Genomic DNA, 21,710 nt, shown 5'->3' with positions numbered 1-21,710 from the left:
GCCCGGAACCGCTTTCAAGAGCTCAGAAATTCCTCGATCAACGATGCCAGGCGTGCAGGCTGGTCGTGGTGCAGCATGTGGCCGGCGTCCTCGATCCGGGCGATGCGAGCGTTCGGCACTTTCTTCAGGCGCTCGTGGAATTCCGCCAGCGTGTAGCGTCCCTTCCACCATTGGCTGAGGCTGTCGTCCGAGGCCTCCACGGCCAGCAGCGGAGCGGTGATGGCGGCATAGAGGGCCAACGTCTCGTCGACCCGGAAGATATGGGCGTTGATGATCTTGTGCGCCGGGTCGCCGAGGATTTCCCACCGATCACCGCCGTCCGGGTGCGGTTTGCCGACCGACCAGTGAGCAGCGAGCCAGTCGGCCTTGTCCTGGGTGAGACGCGGATTGGTCTTCATGAGCCGGCGGGCGACGCCGTCCGCCTGCGAGTAGCCGGCCAGCGCCATTTCACCGCGGTGCAGACGCTTGAGTTCGTCGATCCACTTGCCATAGCGCTCCGGCGCCTGCTCGGGGACAAACGCAGGCATGCCGAAGCCTTCGAGGTTGACCAGCCGGCGGACCCGTTGCGGGCGCACGCCGGCATATTGCATGGCCACGTTGCCACCCATGCTGTGCCCAACCAGATCGACGGGGGATTCACCCGCATAGTGGTCCAGCAGCCAGTCCAGGTCTGCGAGGTAGTCGGGCATCCAGTAGTTGTCGACGTTGCCGCCACTGGTGAGGCCGAACCCTCGCCAATCCGGCGCAATGATCCAGCGATCGTCCGCCATTGCGTCGACCGCGAATTGCCAGGACGCTGCAACGTCCATCCAGCCGTGAAGCAGCACCAGCGGCGGTCGCGCAGTCGAAGGCGAGCCCCACAGGCGCACGTGGTAATTCAGATTGCGCACAGGAACGAATTCGCTGCGCGAGACGCGGAGAGCTTGGTACATCGGGCTCGAATGATACGGATGCCGCCAGCGCCGCGCAGTCCGGTGCAAGACATGCGGAGGCGGCAGCAGGTAGCATTTCGCCCATGCAAAAAATCCAACTCGGTCAGAGCGACCTCCACGTCACCCCGGTCTGCCTCGGCACCATGACTTTCGGTGAGCAAGTCAATGAGCCGACCGCTCACGCGATCCTCGATCGTGCATTCGAGCGCGGCATCGATTTCATCGACACTGCGGAGATGTACGCCGTGCCGGCCCGCAAGGAAACCTTCGGGGCTACGGAAACCATCATCGGCAACTGGTTCGACAAGAACCCCGGCATGCGCCAGAAGATCGTGCTGGCGACCAAAGTTGCCGGACCGTCGCGCGGCATGCCGTGGGTGCGAGAAGGCGAGGGCATGACGCCCGCCGACATCGCCGCGTCATGTGACGCAAGCCTGAAGCGACTGAAGACGGACGTGATCGATCTCTATCAGATCCATTGGCCGGAGCGCCATGTGCCGGCCTTTGGTTCGATCTACTACGACCCGACGAAGGAGAGGTCGGCCACGTCGATTCATGAGCAGCTCGAAGCCTTGGGCAAGCTCGTCAAGGCGGGCAAGGTGCGCGCCATTGGGCTTTCGAACGAAACGCCCTACGGGGTCCACGAATTCGTGCGGCTTTCCGAGCAGCACGGCCTGCCACGGGTTGCGACCGTACAGAACGTCTATTGCCTGATCAGCCGTGCGCTGGAAAACGGCCTCGACGAGACGATGCATCGGCTTGGTGTTTCGCTTCTGGCCTACTCGCCGTTGGCTTTCGGCCTGCTGACCGGCAAGTACGACGAGAGCGGCACCGAAGGCCCTTCGGCACCCAAGGGTGCGCGCATTTCGGGATATGAATCGGTGCGCAAGCAGCGCTGGGGCCGTCCCGACGCGCTCGCGGCAGCGCGGCGCTACAACGCGCTGGCAAAGGCGCACGGTCTCACCCCGACAAAGCTCGCCTTGGCTTTCTGCTACACCAAATGGCAGGTTGCGAGCACGATCATCGGTGTGACTTCGCTTGCCCAACTTGAAGAGGACCTCGACGCCTGGGGCACCAAGCTCTCGCCCCAGGTGTTGGCCGAGATCGACAAGATCCGCTGGGAAATGCGCGATCCCGCAGCCTGATGACGGCGACGTGAGCAAGAAAACGCACGTTTCCGAAACGCCCGCAACCCAGTTGCTGCGGGCGAACGGCATCGCGTTTACCGAACATCCGTACGAATATCTCGAACACGGCGGCGCGCAACACAGCGCCGAAGTGCTCGGCTTCGATCCCTTCACGGTGGTCAAGACACTCGTGATGCAAGACCAGGACGCCAAGCCGCTGATCGTGCTCATGCACGGCAATCGCACCGTTTCGACCAAGAATCTCGCGCGACAGATCGGCGCGAAATCGGTCGAACCTTGCAAACCCGAAGTGGCGAACCGGCACAGTGGGTATCTTGTCGGCGGCACGTCGCCGTTCGGCACGCGGCGCGAGATGCCGGTCTACGTGGAGTCGACCATCCTTGAACTGCTTCGCATCGCCATCAATGGCGGACGGCGGGGCTATCTGATCGGGATCGACCCGCAGGTCTGCGTGAAGCTGCTGGGCGCAAAGCCGGTGCAGTGCGCGCTGGCAGAATAGCCGGCTGCCTCATTCGGAGGCGTGCCGCCGGGTTTGCCGGCCCGGAGACACTGTGAGTTCTTACTTTCCTTCGCTCATCGCGATCGTTCTTTCGTACCTGCTCGGATCCTTGTCATTTGCGGTGATCGTCAGCAAATCGCTCGGCATGGCGGACCCTCGCAGCTATGGCAGCAAGAATCCGGGCGCCACGAACGTGCTGCGTTCGGGCAACAAAGGCGCGGCGCTGGCGACACTTCTGCTCGATGCACTCAAGGGCTGGATCCCCGTGTTCCTGATCCAGCACTTCGGCGCGGGTTTCGGCATGGGGCAGGGTGTTGCAGCGCTCGCCGGCTTGGCGGCATTTCTCGGACACCTCTACCCCGTCTTCTTCGGCTTCGAGGGCGGCAAGGGCGTCGCCACTGCGGCGGGGGTACTCGTCGGCATCGCGTGGCTGCTCGGGCTGGCGACCGGCGCCACATGGCTGATCATTGCCATTTTCTTTCGCTATTCGTCGCTGGCTTCGATCGTGGCCGCTTTCTTTGCGCCGGCTTACTACCTGATCGGCGGCGACATCGCGTGGCCGCTGGACCTCACGGTGTTGTTGTCGCTGGTTTCCGTGAGCCTGCTCCTGATCTGGCGGCATCGCGAGAACATCCGGCGCCTTGCCGCTGGCACCGAATCCAGGCTCGGTTCCAAAGCTCGTAAATAAACAGAAGGACAAAACATGCCAACCATTCAACGCTTCCACGTCGGTCCGCGCCTGAGCGAGACGGCGGTGCACAACGGCACTATCTATCTTGCCGGTCAGGTGGCGGACAACACCACCGAGGACATCCGCGGCCAGACCGCACAGGTTCTCGCCATGGTGGACCGCTTGCTTGCCGAGGCCGGCAGCGATAAATCGCGCATCCTGATGACGCAGATCTTTTTGGCCGACATCGCTGAAATCGGCGCGATGAACGAAGTGTGGGACGCCTGGATTCCCGCCGACAACACGCCGCCACGCGCGACGGTGCAGGCCGCAATGGCTAACCCCGGCTACAAGATCGAAATCGTTGTGACGGCCGCGGCTGCTTGAGCCTCAGAACCGCTTTTCGAGAACCATCTGGTCGGCATCGCGCCGCATTGAAAAGCGGCTGATGAAGCTGTTGCCGAGCAGGACGTAGGGCATCGGCTGCTGCGAGACGATCGCATCGACGTCGTAGATTTCCACGTCGCCGACCCGCACTGAATCCAGGCGTAGGCGATAGCCCTGCGCAGGGCCATTGGCGGTGTTCATGCGCACGGGTTGCCCCTTGCTGAAGTCGAGCCCGATGCGTTGCGCGTCGGCAGCCGACATCGAGACATTCGTCGCGCCTGTGTCCAGCATGAACGTCACGGCCCGCCCGTTGATGGCTCCCTGCGTCATGAAATGGCCGCCGCTCGACACAGGCAGCACGATCCGCGTCCCACCTGCGACGCTGGATGCTCCGCCGATGCTCGCCGGCGTGTCCATACGCAGCGCCATGCGCTTGCCGCCGGCTTCGACAGTCGCCTGCTCACCTTGCAGCGCCAGCAACTTGACCCCCTTGAACGTCTCGCCCACCGCCACGGTCTTCGGCGAACCGCCGTCTACCATCAGTATCGCCCGGCTCCCAATAGTCCCCGTCAGCATCACCGACTGAGCCTGAGCCAAAGTACAGCCCGCCACCAGTAACGCCAGCGCGCCCACCCGCCAAGACCAGGAACACCGCGGAACCGACTTAGCCGGGCCGCTCGAAAAATAGGAACACCGCGGAACTGGCTTTGCCAGGCCGCCGGTGTTGCCCCCGGTAGGGGGTGGAGAGCGACACGAAGTGCGCGAGCCTGGGGGCGAGCCGGTGTTTCCACTGGCGAGGGGGTGGGCGGCCACACGAAGTGGGCAAGCCTGGGGGTGTGCCACTCAATCCCTGAGGTTGTTGAACGTCAGTGGCATGTCGGGCACGTCCTTTTTGATCAGTGCCATCGCTGCCTGGAGATCGTCGCGCTTGGCGCCAGTGACCCGTACCGCATCTCCCTGGATGGCGGCCTGCACTTTGAGCTTGCTGTCCTTGATCAGGCGCTGAATCTTCTTGGCCGTCTCGGATTCGATCCCGTTCTTGACCTTGATGACCTGCTTGACCTTGTCGCCGCCGATCTTTTGGACGTCACCCTTGTCGAGAAAGCGGACGTCGACGCTGCGCTTGGTGAGCTTTGCGCGCAGGATGTCCTCGACCTGCACGAGTTGGAATTCGGCGTCACCGATCATGGTGATTTCCTTGTCCTTGAGCTCGACAGCGGCCGCTGTGCCCTTGAAATCGAAGCGCGTTCCGATTTCCTTTGCGGTGTTCTCCACTGCGTTCTTGACCTCGGGCAAGTTGGGTTCACAAACGGTGTCAAAAGACGGCATGAAGGCTCCGGGCGGCAACAAATTGAAAGGGCCACGCGCAGTGCCGCGCGGCGGTGCGAATGCGACAATTCTCCCATGATCGTGGAGCACAACGTACCGCTGCAACAGCACAACAGTTTTGGCATCGTGGCCCGTGCGCAGCATCTGGCACGCGTCGCCGGCGATGCAGACGTGGCGGCGCTGCTGGCTGATGCGCAATGGCACTCGATGTCCAAGTTCGTGCTCGGCGGCGGCAGCAACATCGTGCTGACCGGCGACGTCAAGCCGCTCGTGCTGAAGGTCGAGATCAAGGGGCTCAGGATGCTCGAAGAGACGTCGCACGCCTGGGTCGTCGAAGCCGGCGCGGGCGAAGTCTGGCACGACACGGTCTTGTGGACACTCGAGCAAGGCTTCCCGGGGCTTGAAAACCTGGCGCTCATTCCCGGGACCGTGGGCGGGTCGCCGGTGCAGAACATCGGCGCCTATGGTGTCGAACTGCAAGATCGATTTGATTCGCTGGATGCCATCGACCTCGACACAGGCCGCGCTTTCTCGCTGGACGCGGCGCAGTGTGCGTTCGGCTACCGCGATTCGGTGTTCAAGCATGTCGCTACGCGCGTAAACGACTTTGGCCTCGCCGGGCGTGCGCTCATCACCCGAGTGCGTTTCCGCCTGCCAAAGCCCTGGAAGCCAGTGCTCGGGTATCTGGACCTTGAACGCAAGATGGCCGAAACCGGCAACTTCACGCCCAGCGCAATGGAAATCTTCGACTGGATCTGCGCGATCCGCCGCGCCAAGCTGCCCGATTGGCGCGTGCTCGGCAATGCCGGCAGCTTCTTCAAGAACCCGACCGTCACGCCCGAACAGTGCGCTGACATCATTGCGCGCGACCCGAAGATCGTTCACTACCCGATGGCGGACGGCACCATCAAGCTCGCGGCCGGTTGGCTGATCGACGCCTGCGGCTGGAAAGGCAAGTCGGTCGGCAATGCCGGCGTCTATGAGCGGCAAGCGCTGGTGCTGGTCAATCGCGGTGGCAAGACGGACCCGGTGACCGGCGGCGAGGTGATGACACTTGCCAAGGCCATCCAGACCAGCGTCTACGAACGGTTCGGAATCCGTCTCGAGCCCGAGCCAGTGGTCATTTAGCTCGCCCCCAAGCTGCGCGCACTTCGTGTCGCTTCGCCTACCCCCTGCCGGGGGCAACACCAGCAGCCCGGCGGAGCCGGTTCTGCGGTGTTTCTGGGTTTGCGCGGGGTTACTTGGGGTCGTCGTTTTTTAGCTGGGGGAGGGCGGCGCCTTGGGTGGAGGAGAGGAGCCCGGCGCGGGTGTAGATGGCGAGTTTGTCGCGGGTGTCGACGATGTCGAGGTTGCGCATGGTGAGTTGGCCGATGCGGTCGGCGGGCGAGAAGCTGGATTCGCCCTTTTCCATGGTCAGGCGCTCAGGCTGATAGGTGAGGTTGGGCGATACGGTGTTCAGGATCGAATAGTCGTTGCCGCGGCGCAGTTCGATGGTCACTTCGCCGGTGATGGCGCGGGCGATCCAGCGCTGAGCGGTCTCCCGCAGCATGATGGCTTGTGGATCGAACCAGCGGCCCTGATAGAGGAGGCGGCCGAGCCGTCGTCCCTGGTCCCTGTACTGCTCGATGGTGTCTTCGTTGTGGATGCCGGTCACCAGGCGTTCGTAGGCGATGAAGAGGAGCGCGAGACCGGGAGCCTCATAGATGCCGCGGCTCTTCGCCTCGATGATCCGGTTCTCGATCTGATCGCTCATGCCCAGGCCATGGCGGCCGCCCACGCGGTTGGCTTCGAGAATCAGGTCGACCAGGCTCGCGTATTCGACGCCGTTGATGGCGACCGGCCGCCCTTCGACGAAGCTCACGATGACTTCTTCGCGCTTGACTTCGACTTCGTCCTTCCAAAAGGCGACGCCCATGATGGGCTGGACGATCTTCATGCCGCTGTTCAGGTGCTCGAGGTCCTTGGCTTCGTGCGTTGCACCCAGCATGTTGGAGTCGGTCGAGTAGGCCTTCTCTGCAGACATCTTGTAGGCGAAACCGGCCTTCTGCATGAATTCCGACATCTCGGCGCGGCCGCCCAGCTCGTCGATGAAGGTCTGGTCGAGCCAGGGTTTGTAGATCTTCAGCGCCGGATTGGTGAGCAAGCCGTATCGGTAGAAGCGCTCGATGTCGTTGCCCTTATAGGTGCTGCCGTCGCCCCAGATGTTGACATCGTCTTCCTTCATGGCCGAAACGAGCATGGTGCCGGTCACCGCACGCCCGAGCGGCGTGGTGTTGAAGTAGGTCACTCCGGCCGTGGTGACGTGGAAGGCGCCGGCCTGCAGCGCTGCAAGGCCTTCGGCGGCGAGTTGGGTGCGGCAGTCGATCAGGCGGGCGTTCTCGGCGCCGTAGAGCATCGCCTTGCGGGGAATCTCGTCGTAATCCGGTTCATCCGGCTGGCCGAGATTCGCGGTGTAGGCATAGGGAATGGCGCCCTTGTTGCGCATCCAATGCAGCGCGGCGCTGGTGTCGAGGCCGCCCGAAAAGGCGATGCCGACTTTCTGGCCGGCGGGAACGTTCTGGAGAATGGTGGACATGCTCTGATTACCAGTTCAGCCGAAATGGCAGATGTAGCTGTAGGGCTCGCCGCTCACGCGGATCTGGAAGCTGGAGTTGCCTGGCACGCTGAACTTCTGGCCAAGGCCCGACGCCACCCATTCGCTGCTACCTGAAAGCATGTATTCGCAGCTGCCGCCGGTTCCTTCCATGATCTCCGGCGCGCCGGTGCTGAAAGTGAGGGTGGACGGCAGGATCACGCCGACCGATTTCTTGGTGCCGTCAGCGAGCGTGAGGCTGTGGCTCACGCATTTGCCGTCGAAGTACACGTTGGCCTTGGTCGATACCGAGGCGCTCTGGAGGAATTCGGTTGTGCTCATGAAATTGGAGGGGCGTGGCACCGGACGCGGTCGGCGCCGGTTGGAAAAGCCGGTGATTTTAGGCTTCCCGGCCGGCCCTCCGGGCCTGCGGCGCGATGCCGGACTCAGCGCCAGCGGCCGCCCCACCCGCGCGAGTAGCCGAAGCCCAGCGAAATGCCGATTGGCGGATAGGCGTAAGCCGGCGCATAGTAAGCGGGCGCTGGGTAGTAGACAGGCGCCGGCTGCACGTACACGGGGGCCGGCTGTGCGTAGACGGGCGCTGGCATCGGAGCCCCGCCGCCGGAGACCACCAGACCTTGTTCCGGAACGACGTTGTCCCAGTTCTGAGGCGCCGGTGCCTGTCCGATCTGGGACTGCGGCGCCACCGGCGTCGTGGTCACGCCATAGTTGCCGACGTCCACCGAAATGCTCGCCCCCGGAGGCGTGTCTGTTCGGGTGGTGTATTGGCGCCCTGCATATTCGTAAGTGACATTGAAGCTGATGTGCCCGTTCGACTCGGTCACCGGCGAGGTGGAAATCACTCTCGCCAACACCTGTTCTGCCTGAGCCATGGTGGCGCCGCTTGCCAGCGCGGCGGCCAATACCGAAAGTGCCGAAATCTTGCGAGGGGTGTTCGTGTTCATGTCATAACTCCTGAAAATGGGCCGCATGCCCCGATGACCGGATTTGACGCGCTGGCCTGGATTGGGTTCAACCGTTTACACGACATGGCTTTTCCATTGGTCGGCATCAAATCCGGTCGTTACGCCCGCGGAGGGCCCCCACTCGACCACCGGCCTTTTGATCAGGCTTGGATTGGCGAGCAAGGCGGCGCGAGCGGACGGTGCATCGATCACCGTCGCGCGAGCCGCGTCGTCGAGGCGGCGCCATGTGGTTCCGCGGCGATTGACCAGCGCTTCCCAACCTGGCGCGAGCAGCCATTGGTCCAGGCGGGCTTCGGGGACGCCTTCCTTCTTGAAGTCGTGAAATCGGTACGCGACACCGTGTTCGTCAAGCCAGGCGCGGGCGCGCTTGACCGTGTCGCAGTTCGGAATGCCATAAAGGGTTGTCATGCCTCGATGATGCCCCGGGCCCGCGTCGGCGACAATTCCGGGCTCCATGAAAACCCTCGCCGAATGGCTGGCGCACGCTGAGCGCCTGCACCCCAAGAACATCGAACTCGGGCTCGACCGGGTCCGCGCAGTCGCCGAGCGGCTGGGCCTTTCCTTCGACTGCCCCGTCATCACAGTAGCCGGCACCAACGGCAAGGGCTCGACCTGCGCCATGCTGGAGTCGATCCTCGCGCATGCCGGCTACAGAACGGCCGTCTTCACCTCTCCGCATCTCGTGCATTTCGAGGAGCGGCTCAGGTTGCGCGGCGAAGCAGTCGACGGCGCCGAACTGGCGAAGCATTTCGAAGCCGTCGAGCGCGGCCGCGGCGATGTCGCGCTCACCTATTTCGAATTCACGACGCTCGCCATTTTGTTGTGCATTGCGGAAAACAAGCCTGACGTCGCCATCCTCGAAGTCGGGCTAGGCGGCCGGCTCGATGCGGTCAACATCATCGACGCGGATTGCGCCGTGATCACGAGCATCGATCTTGACCACATGGAGTTCCTCGGTCCCAACCGAGAGAGCATCGGCTTCGAGAAGGCCGGCATCCTGCGAGCCGGGCGTCCGGCGATCGTCAGCGATCCGGTTCCACCCCAGAGCGTGATCGATCATGCCAATGCCATCGGCGCCGATCTATGGCTCGTCGGCCGCGACTTCAATGTTTCGGGCGACAAGCAGCAGTGGGGCTGGAGCGGCCGGGGCCGCCGCTATAGTGGCTTGGCCTACCCGGCATTGCGTGGCGCCAACCAGTTGATCAATGCCGCAGGGGTGCTCGCGGCGCTCGAATCACTGCGGCAGTGCCTTCCCGTGACCGCACAGGCCGTGCGCAACGGGCTGGCGATGGTCGAACTGCCAGGGCGTTTCCAGATCATCCCCGGCGAGCCGACGCTGGTGCTCGATGTTGCGCACAACCCGCACGCAGTTGCCGCGCTCGCCGAAAACCTCGACGCGATGGGCTTCTACCCGACCACCCATGGCGTCTTCGGCGTCATGGCCGACAAGGATCTGGCGCCCATCCTGTCCCGGATCGGGCCGATGATCGATCGCTGGTACTTCACTGATTTGCCAACGGAGCGCGCAGCCAAGGCGGACGGTTTGCTGGCTCGCTGGCAAGCTCAAAACAAGCGTTCGGACGTCAGCGGAAGCGCGCACCACACACCCGTGGAAGCGCTGCAGGCGGCCATCGAGCACGCGGACCCCACTGATAGAATCGTCGTCTTCGGATCGTTCTTCACCGTGGGTGGCGTGCTCGAGCACGGAACCCCTCGTCTGGGGGCCAGGCACTTGTCGCCGGGCTCCTGAAACAGCCTGATCTCCGGCGCTTTTTCCACCTCACGCTGCACTCCATCAGGAAAACGAATTTCATGGCGTTCTTCAAGTTCCGCGCACGCGGTCCTCAGGGCAACGAAGGGCGAAACACCGCCGCCTCGGCACCACCGGCGGAGAGCGTCGAGGCAATGCGCCGGCGCGCACGCCATCGCCTTGTCGGCGCTGCCGTTTTGGTGTTGATCGGCGTCATCGGTTTCCCCCTGCTGTTCGACACGCAGCCGCGTCCCGTCCCTGTCGACATCCCCATCGAAGTGCCGGATCGAGCCAAGGCCAAGCCACTGACGCTTCCGTCCACGCCGGCACCCGCACCCGCTGCCTCCGGCAAGCCCGGTGCAAGCGCATCGGCCAACGACAGCATCATCACTGAGGCAGCGGACGGCAGCGAGATTCCGCAGGGCAAGGCCACTGCCGCAGCGCCGCCGGCAAACGCCAATTCCGAGCCTGTGCCTGAATCCAAACCTGAGCCGAAGCCAAAGGCGGAGGCCAGAGCCGAGCCAAAACCCGAGCCTAAGCCCGAGCCCAAAGCCGAAGCCAAACCCGAGCCGAAATCCGCGCCGCCGAAGCCAGCGGTTGCATCGGATGACGGCGGCCGTGCGCGCGCCTTGCTCGAGGGCAAGTCCACTGCCTCCACTGCAACGACCACAAAGTCCGCCGCCGCCACATCCGACGAAAACGGCCGTTTCGTGGTGCAGGTCGGCGCGTTCGCCGATGCAGACAAGGCGAAGGAAGTGCGCCAGAAACTCGAAAAGGCAGGACTCAAGACCTACATGCACGTCGCGAAGACTGCCGATGGCGAACGCACGCGTGTGCGTGTCGGCCCCTTTGCTTCGCGCGCGGAGGCAGATCGCGCTGCAAGCAAGGTCAAGGGCTTGTCTTTGCCGGCAGCCATCCTCAGCTTGTAGCCTGCACCCAACCAAGTGGCCCTCCTCGACTGGATCGCCGTCGCCCTGGTGGTGGTTTCGATGTTGCTGGGGCTGATGCGCGGCCTGGTCTTCGAGGTGATGTTGCTCGCCGGATGGGTGGCTGCCTTCCTGTGCGCGCAATGGCTTGCGGAAGACGTCGGCAGGTGGTTGCCTTTTGGCGATCCGGCCGCGACCTGGCGCTATGCGGCAGGCTTCGTGCTGGTGTTCGTGGCGGTGGTCTTCGGAGTGGGGCTGGTTGCTTCGCTCACGCGCAAGCTGGTGACCGCGATTGGATTGCGGCCCGTCGATCGAATACTGGGCGGCGTCTTCGGCGTGGCTCGCGGCGCGACGGCTTTGTTGGCCGTTGCGGTGGTTGTTCATTTGCTGGCGTTGAGCGACAGTGCCTGGTGGCACGAATCGCGAAGCGCCATTGTTCTCGATGCGGCATTGCAGGGCCTGAAACCCGCTTTGCCTGAAAAGTTGGCAAGCTACCTGCCCTGAGAGGATTGCTTCATGTGTGGAATCGTCGGCGTTGTCAGTAGCGCCCCCGTCAATCAGCTGCTCTATGACGCACTGCTGCTCCTGCAGCACCGCGGCCAGGACGCGGCCGGCATCGTCACACTGCTGGAACGCAAGTTCTTCATGCACAAGGCCAAGGGCATGGTTCGCGACGTGTTCCGCACGCGCAACATGCGCGCACTGCCCGGCGACGTCGGGCTGGGCCAGGTGCGCTACCCCACGGCCGGCAACGCCTACAGCGAGGAAGAGGCGCAGCCGTTTTACGTGAATGCGCCCTTTGGCATCGTGCTGGTGCATAACGGCAACCTCACCAACGCACATGCGCTGCGCGCCGAACTGTTCTCGACCGACCACCGTCACACCAACACCGAGAGCGACTCCGAAGTGTTGCTCAACGTGCTGGCTCACGAGATCGATCGCTCGACGCGAGGCGGGGCGCTCAACTCGGCAACGCTGTTCGAAGCAGTGCGCAACGTGCACCGTCGTCTGCGCGGCTCCTATGCCGTCGTGGCACTGATCGCCGGGCATGGCTTGCTGGCGTTTCGCGATCCCTATGGCATCCGCCCGCTCGCCCTGGGTCGCGGCGCAGACGGCACCGTGATGGTCGCAAGCGAATCGGTTGCACTCGAAGGTTCCGGCCACGTCTTCGAACGGAACATCGGCGCGGGCGAAGCGGTGTTCGTCGATCTGCAGGGGCAAGTGCATGCCCAGCAATGTGCCGATTCGCCGACGCTCAACCCGTGCATCTTCGAGTTCGTCTATCTGGCGCGGCCCGATTCCGTGCTCGATGGCATCTCGGTTTACCAGGCGCGACTGAACCTCGGCGAGACCTTGGCCAAGCGTGTGGTTTCGACGGTCCCTCCAAGCGAGATCGACGTCATCATTCCCATTCCGGAATCCAGCCGGCCGAGCGCGACGCAGCTTGCGCATCTGCTCGGCGTGCCCTATCGCGAAGGCTTCGTGAAGAACCGCTATGTCGGCCGCACCTTCATCATGCCGGGCCAGGGGGTCCGCAAGAAGTCTGTGCGCCAGAAGCTCAACGTGATCGCCAGCGAGTTCAAGGGACGCAACGTGCTGCTGGTCGACGACTCCATCGTTCGTGGCACCACCAGCCGCGAGATCGTGCAAATGGCGCGTGACGCGGGCGCACGCAAGGTGTACCTTGCCAGCGCTGCCCCGCCGGTGCGCTTTCCCAACGTCTACGGCATCGACATGCCGACCAAGGACGAACTGGTGGCGCACGACCGCACCATCGAACAGATCCGCGAATTGATCGGCTGCGATGCGCTGATCTACCAGGATGTGGACGCGATGAAGCGCGCAATCGGTTCGTTGAACGCGAAGCTCGATGGGTTCGATGCGTCCTGTTTCGACGGCGTCTACGTGACCGGCGACATCGACACGGAAGCCATCTCGAGGATGAACGGAAATCGTCCTCGCATCGAAGAGACGGAAGAAGATTCGTCCCGCCTGGCCCTTCCTAACCTGAGCTGAAACAACGTGACCGATCGACCCCTGCCACCCGGACTTCACCGCGACACGCTGGCGGTGCGCACTGCGCTCGAAAGAAGTCAGTACGGCGAGAATTCCGAAGCGCTCTTCTTGACCAGCAGCTTCGTGCAGCCGGACGCGGAGACCTCGGCACGCCGATTTGCCGGCACCGAAGACGGCTTCACGTACACGCGCACGTCCAACCCGACAGTCGCCAGCTTCGAGCGGCGGCTGGCGGCCCTCGAAGGCACCGAAGCAGCTATTGGCGCATCCAGCGGCATGGGCGCGATCCTCATGATGTGCATGGGCTTGCTCAAAGCGGGGGACCACGTCGTGTGCTCGCGCTCGGTGTTCGGTTCGACGCTCAATCTCATCGGGCGCGAGTTCGGCAAGTTCGGCGTTGAAACCACCTTCGTTTCGCAGACGGACGTCGCCGAATGGCAGATCGCCATCCGACCGACGACCAAGCTGCTGTTCGCCGAAACGCCGACCAATCCGCTGACGGACATCTGCGACATTCGCGCTCTCGCCGATCTTGCGCACGACGCAGGCGCACTATTGGTCGTAGACAACTGCTTCTGTTCGCCGGCCTTGCAGCGGCCCAGTGAACTCGGCGCCGATCTCGTCATTCATTCGGGCACCAAGTACCTCGAAGGGCAGGGGCGTGTCCTGGCGGGTGCGATCTGCGGCTCCGCAAAGTTGATCAACGAGGTGTTCGGTCCCGTCGTGCGCACTGCGGGCATGGCGCTGTCGCCATTCAACGCGTGGGTCGTGCTCAAGGGGCTCGAAACGCTCGGCATCCGCATGAAAGCGCATTGCGAAGGCGCTTTGGCGCTCGCGCAGTGGCTCGAGACACAAGCCGGTGTGGCGCGGGTCTACTACCCAGGACTGCCTTCGCATCCACAGCATGAACTGGCAATGCGCCAGCAGTCGGGGCAGGGCGGGGCGGTCGTGTCATTCGACGTGCGTGGCGACGGTCCCGAGGCGGCGCGCGCCAATGCTTTCCAGGTCATCGACAGCACGCGCGTACTGAGCATCACGGCCAACCTCGGCGACACCAAGACCACCATCACCCATCCAGCCACCACCTCGCACGGGCGCCTCAGCGAAGCGCAACGCCAGGCGGCCGGCATCAGCCAAGGCCTGATCCGCATCGCGGTCGGGCTCGACCACATCGACGACATCAAGGCCGACCTGCTGCGCGGCCTGAGCACCCTCGCATGACGCAAAAGACACGTACACGCTTCGCCCCTTCGCCGACGGGATTCATCCATCTCGGCAACATCCGTTCCGCGCTCTATCCGTGGGCCTTTGCGCGCTCGACCGGCGGCGACTTCATTCTCCGGATCGAAGATACCGATGTGGAGCGTTCGACGCAGGAGGCCGTCGACGTCATCCTGGACGGCATGCAGTGGCTGGGCCTCGACCACGACGAAGGCCCGTATTACCAGATGCAGCGCATGGACCGCTACAAGGCAGTGCTCGCCGAAATGCAGGCCACCGGTCTGGTGTATCGGTGCTACATGAGCATGGCCGAACTCGACGCCCTGCGAGAAAAGCAGATGGCTGCCAAGGAAAAGCCGCGCTATGACGGCACTTGGCGCCCGGAACCCGGCAAGACCCTCCCGCCGGTTCCAGAAGGCGTACAGCCCGTGCTTCGCTTTCGCAATCCGCAGGGTGGCGTGGTCGCGTGGGATGACAAGGTCAAGGGCCGCATCGAGATCGGCAACGACGAGCTCGACGATCTTGTGATCGCTCGCCCGGACGGAACACCCACCTACAACTTCTGCGTCGTGGTGGATGACATCGACATGGCCATCACGCATGTGATCCGCGGCGACGACCATGTGAACAACACGCCACGCCAGATCAATATCTTTCGGGCGCTCGGCAAGGAGCCGCCGGTGTACGCGCATCTGCCGACTGTTCTGAATGAGCAGGGCGAGAAGATGAGCAAGCGCAACGGCGCAAAGCCGGTCACGCAATTCCGCGATGAAGGCTTTCTGCCTGACGCGATGGTGAACTACCTCGCTCGGCTGGGCTGGAGCCACGGCGATGACGAGATCTTCTCGCGTGAGCAATTCATCGGGTGGTTCAATCTGGATCACCTCGGCCGCAGCGCGGCACAGTTCGACGAAGCCAAGCTGCGCTGGGTCAATGCGCAACATCTGAAGGCAATGGCTGACGATGCGCTGGCGCCTTTGGTCGCAGACCAATTGAAGAAGCGCGGCATCGCGGCCGACGACCGCCTCTCGGCGATCTGCGGACTCTTCAAGGATCGGTGCGAAACCACGGTTGCACTCGCCGGCTGGGCAGCAGCCTTCTATTCGGATGTGGCTGCAAGCGAAGCGGATCGCGCGCAGCACCTCACCGACGCCGTGCGCCCGGTGGTTGCGACGCTGGCGGACAAGCTCGCGAATGTCACTTGGGATAAGGCTGCGATCTCATCTGCAATCAAGGAAGTGTTGGTTGAACATGGCATCAAAATGCCCGCGCTCGCAATGCCCGTGCGTGTGCTTGTCATGGGTACGCCGCAGACCCCGTCACTCGATGCAGTGCTCTCACTTTTTTCTCGCGAGAAAGTGATTGAGAGACTCAGGAAGGTCTGAAAACCTGTATATAATTTGAGGCTCGACACCCACATGGGGGTATAGCTCAGCTGGGAGAGCGCTTGCATGGCATGCAAGAGGTCAGCGGTTCGATCCCGCTTACCTCCACCAACAGGGCGTCGAGAAAGCAGTCCAGGTTTTGACCCTATCGTCTAGAGGCCTAGGACATCACCCTTTCACGGTGAGTACCGGGGTTCGAATCCCCGTAGGGTCGCCAGTTTTCACCATCAGGTGAAGAAGGCACAAGTGGCAACACTTGGCTCCAGTCGGAGCGAACGTTGTCTATCAGGAGTGGTAGTTCAGTTGGTTAGAATACCGGCCTGTCACGCCGGGGGTCGCGGGTTCGAGTCCCGTCCGCTCCGCCAAAAAGCAAAAAGCCGTTGCAAGTTACTTGCAACGGCTTTTTTTGTTCGTTCAAGCCATGAACGTGACAACACCATTTGCAAGGTTGTACATCGATCCCACGATCTTGATCTGCCCCTTCTTTTCGAGATCTGCGAGGGTCGAGCTTCCACTGCGCAGTGCGTCCATCGTCTGCTGCACATTCGTGCGAGCCACCGCATCGACAAACTCGGCGTTCTTGGCGGATCGTTCGCCTGCGTAGGTCGTCGCAGCGACGGCGGGCTTGATGACATCAAGCAGACCGGTCAGGCTCCCCAGTTCCACCCCGTCAATGGCGCCCTTGATTGCGCCGCAAGCGGTATGTCCCATGACGAGGACTACCTTTGCGCCCGCTGCGGCGCAAGCGAACTCGAGACTTCCCAGCATGTCCTTGTTGGAGATGTTCCCCGCCACGCGTGCGTTGAAGCTGTCGCCGATGCCCATGTCCAGAATGATCTCGGCCGGCGCACGCGAATCGATGCAACTCAGGATGACAGCCGCCGGGTATTGCCCGGAGGCGCTGGAGCGTTTCTGCGCAAGATAGTCGTGCGCTTTCATCTTTCCTGACCGGAACCGCTGATTTCCCTTCTTCATCATCTCGATGATTTGGTCTGGGGTCATCGCGTCGCGCTGCGCCTGGTTCAGCGAGGCGGCCTCGGCGTCATCTGTTCGCAAGCCGATGCTGGCCATCAGGACGGCGGCGCCGCCACCTGCGGCTGCCTTTTTCAACCACGACCGGCGGCCGTTGCTCGTGGGGCTGTGATCGTCCGATGCACAGCATGCAGTCATCAGTTTCATTGGGATTCTTTCAGTGAATATGGCGTCCGCCAGATGCTAGGGAGTTCGTCGGGCCGCCGCCACTTCTGAAGGGGGCGTTCGATGAGCTTGACGGAACTGGCGAACTGCCCGTCCGACATTCAAGTTTCAGCCCCTGCTGCCGATATCCGGGTGGAGCCCGAGAAGCTCTGCACGGCAACGAGCACTTTCGATTGCACGTGTCTTCAACGTACAGGAAAGATCTCATGCGCAGCAATTCGCGATTCGACCAAGTGTGTAGACCAACGGCACTGCTGGTGGCTGCAATGTTCTTGTCCGCATGCGGCGGAGGCGGCGGCGGTGGGGCTGGAGGCGGAGGTGCCGGCTATGCAACTGCGCAGACTTCACCGGCGACGGCATCGAATCCTCCCAGCGATTTGACAGTAACCAACGCGGTCAAGGCGACGTGCAATTCGTGCGGAGCGCTCGACGACGGAACCTACGCGGGCACCGGCACGGGAGTCTGGCAGGGCGTCAACGCCTCGCAGGCTCCGGTGGATGTGCCGCTCTCCATCTCTGGCCTCAAGGGGCAGACGGTGACGCTGGTGTTGACGAACGAGGGCAACTCGCCCGAGGCGCTGCCGGGTTTGAACGTGCGTGCGAGCGCCGAGATAGTCGCAACGGCAAACAAGGCGATCGTGGAACCGCATGATGGCGTGGGCGACTACCGCAGCGCGATCGACGATTTCAACCGCTCCGGATTCGCCAAACTGCTGGATCCTCAGACCAAGCAGCCGTCGGGCATCATGAAATCGATGGCGCCGCTTGCCGCTTACGCAGTCAATGACCAGCGCAGCATCTATCTCTACGACCAATCGCAGCGGACGGTCAAACTCGCGGCTCGGCGCCCGGCCGGCGACGGCACGATGGTGAACGTGTGGGTCGAGGCCGCCGAGCTCTCACCTTCTGCCGTGTCGGACACGCTGGTGATGCGCATGCTGGACAAATTCGCGGCGCCGGGGGGGATCTACGACATGCTCGTTCGAGTCGGCGGGCCCCTTTGGGGCGATCACGACACGACGCAATTGTTGCCGGGCAGTGGGCAGCCAGTCGACATCTTCATCGTCAACTTCGACCGCGACCATCAGCCGTACGGCCTCGTGGGCTACTTCTGGGCCTTGAACAACTTCAAGAAGGGCACTGGCGACCGGGCCTACAGCAATGAATCCTTGAGCCTGTACCTGGATTCGGAGTCGCTCTATCTGGACGGTGAAACGGGCGTCAAGCAGATCGCGACGGTGATGGCGCATGAAGGCATGCACATGCAGAACTTCTATCGCCGAGGTGTGAAGATGGGCCCGGACTCCACGTTCGATACCTGGCTCGAAGAAATGTCGGCATTGATGATGGAAGACTGGGCGAGCTTCAACATCGATCCCGCTCACAACGCCATCCGCGATTCGCGCTATCCGTACTATCTCAGCTACAACGGTGCGGGCAGCTACAACTGCGGGCTGACCGAATGGACGCCGATGGGGGTGAATTGCGAGAGCTATGCGGTGAACGGGTCGTTCGGCGGTTTCCTGAATCGCCAGTTCGGGCTCGACTTCTACAAGGCGCTGCTCAATGGTCCACCCAAGACAAAGTCGGCCGACATCCTCGACCAGGCGATCAAGTCGCGCCGTCCGGATTCGAGCACCGGACAAGAGCTGCGCCGATTCACCGCGGCTTCGGCGGGGCTGATCCCGCTGGGTGCAGGCATTGCCGAATACAGCATGCCGGCGCGCAACGACGACATCTTCAGGTTGCCGGCGATCGACCCGGCCAGTCTCGGGCAAGCCAACCGCAAGCTGCCGCGCGCTGCGCCGCAGTTTCTGCAGGCGCTTGCGAGCTTTCCAGTGATCCGGTCCAAGATCGAAGGCACCTACAGCGAAGTCGTCCGGGTTCCGCCGGGCAGCACGCTGTCGGTCGTCGTGAACTAGGAAAGCGAAAGCGGGAAAGCGGAGGGCCAGCCGGCGCGGATCATGGGCGATCAGCGGTGTGCTGGGCCGCGAGCTTCGGGTCGGCGCTTCGGAGGTAGAACTTCAGCGCCAAGCGCTGCACGAAGTTGCCGTAGGGCGGATAGAACAGGTCGATCGGGAAGAAGCGGTTGCGCTGGAAGACGGTACGCGCATGCGACAGTTCCCGAAAGCCCTCCACGCCGTGATAGGTGCCCATGCCCGAATTGCCGATGCCGCCAAAGGGCGCGTCGTGGTTCACCACCTGCCATCCCCAGTCATTGACGGCGACCCCGCCGGAATGCGTGCGGCGCAGCAGTTCGTCGCGCTCCGCGCCGCTGTGGGTGAAGCAATAGAGCGCCAGCGGACGCGGCCTCGCATTGACGAAGGCGATCGCTTCGTCTGTCGTGTCGTAAGGCACTACCGGGAGGATGGGGCCGAAGAGTTCTTCCTGCATCATGCGCATGTCCGGCGTCAGGCCGGTCACGATGTGTAGCGGCATCTGGCGACCGGCGCCTTGCGGATCAGGCGCACAGGCTTCGATGCGTGCGCCCTTGGCCCGCGCGTCTTCGAGGATGCCGCGGATGCGGTCCATCTGCCGCTGATTGACCACGGCCGTGTAGTCGGCGTTGCCGTGGGTGCGGTTGTCGTAGAAGCGGCTGAACGTGTTCCTGACGCCCGCGATGAAATCTTCCATGCGTTCGCGCGGCACCAGTGCGTAGTCGGGCGACACGCAGATTTGTCCGCTGTTGGTCGACTTGCCATGCGTGATGCGTTTCGCCGCATCGGCAATCGGGTAGTTGCGCGTGACCACTGCCGGCGATTTGCCGCCCAGCTCAAGCGTCACCGGTGTGAGGTTCTCGGCGGCGGTTCGCATCACGATGCGGCCGACGGCGGGCGAGCCGGTGAACACGATATGGTCAAAAGGGAGTGATGTGAAGACGTTCGGGTCCGCCAGTTCTTCGCCGACGACCGACACCAGATCCTCGGAGAAGACTTCGGCGAGCAACGCCTTCAGCGCCGCGTTGGTGGCCGGCGTGACTTCCGGCATCTTGATCATCACGCGATTGCCTGCCGCCACCGCTGCGGCGAGAGGGCCGATTGCCAGATAGAGCGGGAAATTCCACGGCACGATCACGCCGACGACGCCCTTGGGCTGGTAGCGCACCTCGACGCGGTTGCCGAGGAAGAGCAACTCGGTCGAACGGCGGCTAGGTTTCATCCACCGGCGGACGTGCGAGACCGCATGGTCGATCTCCAGAACCGATCCCAGCAGGTCGAGCATCTTCGACTCGGCTTCCGATCGATAGCCGAAATCCTTGCTCATGGCTGCGGTCAGGACGTCCTGGTGGCGCTGGATCTGCCGCTTGAGTGCAGTCAGCCGGGACCGGCGCTCCGCGGCGTCCGGGCAAGGCTGCAAGGCGAAGGCCGCTCGTTGCGCCGCGAAGAGGCGACCGACGCGTTCGGTTGCGTCGACAGTTGCTGCTGCATGCGCCAGATCGGTGGTGTCGTTCATGTGTTGTCTCCATGGACGCGAGCTTGCAAGGGGAAACTGTCGCGCCGTCTGGAAGCGACTGTAGGCTTTTGCAAGGGTTGCGCACAGGTTCAACTTCGACACATTAGGGTGAAAATCTGCCAAACCATCTCACCCGATCGCCGTGCCCAAAGAAGCTCTCGCCACCCCGACGGCAACGCCCCGCATGGCGGCCCGCTACGTCGCCGACATGGATGCACCGGCGCACAGCATGCTCGGCCTGACGGCGATCATCGATTCCCTCGCGGAACTCGGCGTGGCGACGCGCGACTTGTTCGACGGAACCGGCATCTCGCCGGAGGCCATCTCCGATCCGCAGGCGCGCATTTCACATCGCCAGAAGATCGCGTTCTTCGGCAACGTCCATCGGCTCAGCCCGGAGCCGGCCATCGGGCTCGTCGCCGGACAGCGCCAGCGCATTTCGGATTTCGGCGTCTTCGGTTATGCAGTGCTGACCAGCGCCACGCTGGCGGATGCGGTGGCTTTCGGCATTCAGCACGTGCGGCTCGCCGGCCCTGTGCTCGAGAAGAGCTTCCGCGTCGAAGGTGATGTCGCGATCTTCGAGGCGCAGGACGTCATGGACCTCGGGCCGCTCCTTCCTCTTGCGACCGAGTTCTGGTTCAGCTCGATACGCGCGTTGACGAGCCGCGTGCTGGAGCGTGATTACGGAGGTCGTTGCCTGCTGCTGCCTTATGCCGCCCCGGCGTATGCAAAGCGCTACGAAGAGATCCTGCAATGCGACGTGACCTTCGACGCGGGTGTCATGCAATGGCAGTTCGATGCTGCACTCCTGAGCGCGGCCTTGCCGAATGCGAACCCCATCACCGCGGAGGTATCCGCCGATTTTTGCGGCCGCATGATGGGAGAGTTCATGGGCGAGCACCCGCTGGTCAAATCCATCAAGGAAGCGTGTCTCGATAGCGTCGGCGACCTGCCACGCGCCGAACAGATGGCCGAGCGACTGCATCTGTCGACCCGCACACTGCACCGCCGGCTGGTCGATGCCGGCACGAGCTTTCAGGGAATCATCGACGGTATCCGACAGCGCGTGGCGATCGAATTTCTTGAGCGCACCGACCTGTCCGTCGAGGAAATCGCTGGCCGCAGCGGTTTTTCCGATGCCTCGAATTTCCGCAAGGCGTTCAAGAAGTGGACGGGCCAGACGCCCGCGTATTTTCGGGATCGCGGGCGCTGAACCCGGACCCTAGACCTCGGATCTCG

At 63.0% G+C, this 21,710-nt stretch carries 22 protein-coding genes and 3 tRNA genes; 16 read left to right on the top strand and 9 right to left on the bottom strand.

Going from position 1 to position 21,710, the window contains the following annotated elements; all coding sequences use genetic code 11:
• Nucleotides 1-14 precede the first annotated feature (14 nt).
• Nucleotides 15-932, bottom strand: coding sequence for an alpha/beta fold hydrolase (locus tag AC1DSF_RS15365; protein WP_478145719.1), 918 nt, complete (start codon nucleotides 930-932; stop codon nucleotides 15-17).
• 83 nt (nucleotides 933-1,015) lie between these two features.
• Here AC1DSF_RS15365 and AC1DSF_RS15360 point away from each other — a divergent pair, with 83 nt between their 5' ends.
• From AC1DSF_RS15360 to AC1DSF_RS15345, 4 genes are read left to right on the top strand one after another with little or no spacing between them, the layout of a single operon-like run.
• On the top strand, nucleotides 1,016-2,077 hold the full coding sequence (locus AC1DSF_RS15360; RefSeq protein ID WP_478127033.1) for an aldo/keto reductase: 1,062 nt from the start codon (nucleotides 1,016-1,018) through the stop codon (nucleotides 2,075-2,077).
• Between the two features lie 10 nt (nucleotides 2,078-2,087).
• Nucleotides 2,088-2,579 carry an aminoacyl-tRNA deacylase gene (locus tag AC1DSF_RS15355; protein ID WP_478127032.1) on the top strand — a complete coding sequence of 164 codons (492 nt, stop codon included), beginning with the start codon at nucleotides 2,088-2,090 and terminating at the stop codon, nucleotides 2,577-2,579.
• Nucleotides 2,580-2,631: 52 nt separating this feature from the next.
• Complete coding sequence (gene plsY, locus AC1DSF_RS15350) at nucleotides 2,632-3,267, top strand: glycerol-3-phosphate 1-O-acyltransferase PlsY (RefSeq protein WP_478127031.1); 636 nt, start codon at nucleotides 2,632-2,634, stop codon at nucleotides 3,265-3,267.
• 15 nt (nucleotides 3,268-3,282) lie between these two features.
• Nucleotides 3,283-3,636 (top strand): RidA family protein, encoded by a 354-nt coding sequence (locus AC1DSF_RS15345; RefSeq protein WP_478127030.1) that lies wholly within the window; start codon nucleotides 3,283-3,285, stop codon nucleotides 3,634-3,636.
• 3 nt (nucleotides 3,637-3,639) lie between these two features.
• On the opposite strand, the gene AC1DSF_RS15340 is transcribed toward AC1DSF_RS15345, so the two are convergent.
• Both AC1DSF_RS15340 and AC1DSF_RS15335 read right to left on the bottom strand, forming a co-directional pair.
• Nucleotides 3,640-4,212 (bottom strand): retropepsin-like aspartic protease family protein, encoded by a 573-nt coding sequence (locus AC1DSF_RS15340; RefSeq protein WP_478127092.1) that lies wholly within the window; start codon nucleotides 4,210-4,212, stop codon nucleotides 3,640-3,642.
• A gap of 267 nt (nucleotides 4,213-4,479) precedes the next feature.
• Nucleotides 4,480-4,965, bottom strand: coding sequence for a YajQ family cyclic di-GMP-binding protein (locus AC1DSF_RS15335; protein ID WP_478183060.1), 486 nt, complete (start codon nucleotides 4,963-4,965; stop codon nucleotides 4,480-4,482).
• Nucleotides 4,966-5,040: 75 nt separating this feature from the next.
• Between AC1DSF_RS15335 and murB the strand changes: the two genes are divergently transcribed.
• On the top strand, nucleotides 5,041-6,093 hold the full coding sequence (gene murB, locus AC1DSF_RS15330; protein WP_478127028.1) for a UDP-N-acetylmuramate dehydrogenase: 1,053 nt from the start codon (nucleotides 5,041-5,043) through the stop codon (nucleotides 6,091-6,093).
• 109 nt (nucleotides 6,094-6,202) lie between these two features.
• Here murB and argG read toward each other — a convergent pair whose 3' ends face one another.
• The 4 genes from argG to AC1DSF_RS15310 all read right to left on the bottom strand — a co-directional run bounded on the left by argG (nucleotide 6,203) and on the right by AC1DSF_RS15310 (nucleotide 8,931).
• A complete protein-coding gene (gene argG, locus AC1DSF_RS15325) occupies nucleotides 6,203-7,540 on the bottom strand; it encodes an argininosuccinate synthase (RefSeq protein ID WP_478127027.1) in 1,338 nt (445 codons plus the stop codon).
• Nucleotides 7,541-7,555: 15 nt separating this feature from the next.
• The gene (ppnP, locus tag AC1DSF_RS15320; protein WP_478127026.1) at nucleotides 7,556-7,879 is read right to left on the bottom strand and encodes a pyrimidine/purine nucleoside phosphorylase; all 324 of its coding nucleotides are present in this window, start codon (nucleotides 7,877-7,879) and stop codon (nucleotides 7,556-7,558) included.
• Nucleotides 7,880-7,983: 104 nt separating this feature from the next.
• Nucleotides 7,984-8,502, bottom strand: coding sequence for a hypothetical protein (locus tag AC1DSF_RS15315; protein ID WP_478127025.1), 519 nt, complete (start codon nucleotides 8,500-8,502; stop codon nucleotides 7,984-7,986).
• Nucleotides 8,503-8,577: 75 nt separating this feature from the next.
• Complete coding sequence (locus AC1DSF_RS15310; RefSeq protein WP_478127024.1) at nucleotides 8,578-8,931, bottom strand: ArsC family reductase; 354 nt, start codon at nucleotides 8,929-8,931, stop codon at nucleotides 8,578-8,580.
• Between the two features lie 34 nt (nucleotides 8,932-8,965).
• Between AC1DSF_RS15310 and folC the strand changes: the two genes are divergently transcribed.
• The 9 genes from folC to AC1DSF_RS15265 all read left to right on the top strand — a co-directional run bounded on the left by folC (nucleotide 8,966) and on the right by AC1DSF_RS15265 (nucleotide 16,186).
• Complete coding sequence (gene folC / locus AC1DSF_RS15305; protein WP_478183086.1) at nucleotides 8,966-10,273, top strand: bifunctional tetrahydrofolate synthase/dihydrofolate synthase; 1,308 nt, start codon at nucleotides 8,966-8,968, stop codon at nucleotides 10,271-10,273.
• Between the two features lie 62 nt (nucleotides 10,274-10,335).
• Entirely contained in the window at nucleotides 10,336-11,202 is an 867-nt protein-coding gene (locus AC1DSF_RS15300; protein WP_478127023.1) for an SPOR domain-containing protein, read from the top strand.
• A gap of 15 nt (nucleotides 11,203-11,217) precedes the next feature.
• Nucleotides 11,218-11,703, top strand: coding sequence for a CvpA family protein (locus tag AC1DSF_RS15295; protein ID WP_478127022.1), 486 nt, complete (start codon nucleotides 11,218-11,220; stop codon nucleotides 11,701-11,703).
• Nucleotides 11,704-11,715: 12 nt separating this feature from the next.
• On the top strand, nucleotides 11,716-13,215 hold the full coding sequence (gene purF, locus AC1DSF_RS15290) for an amidophosphoribosyltransferase (RefSeq protein ID WP_478127021.1): 1,500 nt from the start codon (nucleotides 11,716-11,718) through the stop codon (nucleotides 13,213-13,215).
• A 6-nt stretch (nucleotides 13,216-13,221) separates the two neighbouring features.
• The gene (locus AC1DSF_RS15285; protein ID WP_478127020.1) at nucleotides 13,222-14,436 is read left to right on the top strand and encodes an O-succinylhomoserine sulfhydrylase; all 1,215 of its coding nucleotides are present in this window, start codon (nucleotides 13,222-13,224) and stop codon (nucleotides 14,434-14,436) included.
• Nucleotides 14,433-15,821, top strand: coding sequence for a glutamate--tRNA ligase (gltX, locus tag AC1DSF_RS15280; RefSeq protein ID WP_478183059.1), 1,389 nt, complete (start codon nucleotides 14,433-14,435; stop codon nucleotides 15,819-15,821). The genes AC1DSF_RS15285 and gltX overlap by 4 nt, the downstream gene beginning before the upstream one ends.
• 35 nt (nucleotides 15,822-15,856) lie before the next feature.
• Nucleotides 15,857-15,932: transfer RNA gene (locus tag AC1DSF_RS15275), tRNA-Ala, on the top strand.
• A 30-nt stretch (nucleotides 15,933-15,962) separates the two neighbouring features.
• Nucleotides 15,963-16,038: transfer RNA gene (locus AC1DSF_RS15270), tRNA-Glu, on the top strand.
• A gap of 71 nt (nucleotides 16,039-16,109) precedes the next feature.
• Nucleotides 16,110-16,186: transfer RNA gene (locus AC1DSF_RS15265), tRNA-Asp, on the top strand.
• A 49-nt stretch (nucleotides 16,187-16,235) separates the two neighbouring features.
• Here AC1DSF_RS15265 and AC1DSF_RS15260 read toward each other — a convergent pair.
• On the bottom strand, nucleotides 16,236-17,000 hold the full coding sequence (locus tag AC1DSF_RS15260) for a carbonic anhydrase family protein (RefSeq protein WP_478127018.1): 765 nt from the start codon (nucleotides 16,998-17,000) through the stop codon (nucleotides 16,236-16,238).
• A 224-nt stretch (nucleotides 17,001-17,224) separates the two neighbouring features.
• On the opposite strand from AC1DSF_RS15260, the gene AC1DSF_RS15255 reads away from it, so the two are divergent.
• Nucleotides 17,225-18,940, top strand: a complete 1,716-nt coding sequence (locus tag AC1DSF_RS15255; RefSeq protein WP_478183058.1) for a M30 family zinc metallopeptidase — start codon at nucleotides 17,225-17,227, stop codon at nucleotides 18,938-18,940.
• Nucleotides 18,941-18,980: 40 nt separating this feature from the next.
• On the opposite strand, the gene AC1DSF_RS15250 is transcribed toward AC1DSF_RS15255, so the two are convergent.
• Nucleotides 18,981-20,471: a coniferyl aldehyde dehydrogenase gene (locus AC1DSF_RS15250; RefSeq protein ID WP_478145713.1), complete on the bottom strand. Its 1,491-nt coding sequence runs from the start codon at nucleotides 20,469-20,471 to the stop codon at nucleotides 18,981-18,983.
• Between the two features lie 142 nt (nucleotides 20,472-20,613).
• Between AC1DSF_RS15250 and AC1DSF_RS15245 the strand changes: the two genes are divergently transcribed.
• Nucleotides 20,614-21,684: an AraC family transcriptional regulator gene (locus AC1DSF_RS15245; RefSeq protein ID WP_478183057.1), complete on the top strand. Its 1,071-nt coding sequence runs from the start codon at nucleotides 20,614-20,616 to the stop codon at nucleotides 21,682-21,684.
• The last annotated feature ends 26 nt before the right edge of the window (nucleotides 21,685-21,710 follow it).

The organism is Variovorax sp. 01N429 (assembly GCF_056399425.1).
The sequence above is the reverse complement of the archived record's forward strand: the minus strand, read 5'-3'. Positions and strand labels throughout refer to the sequence as shown.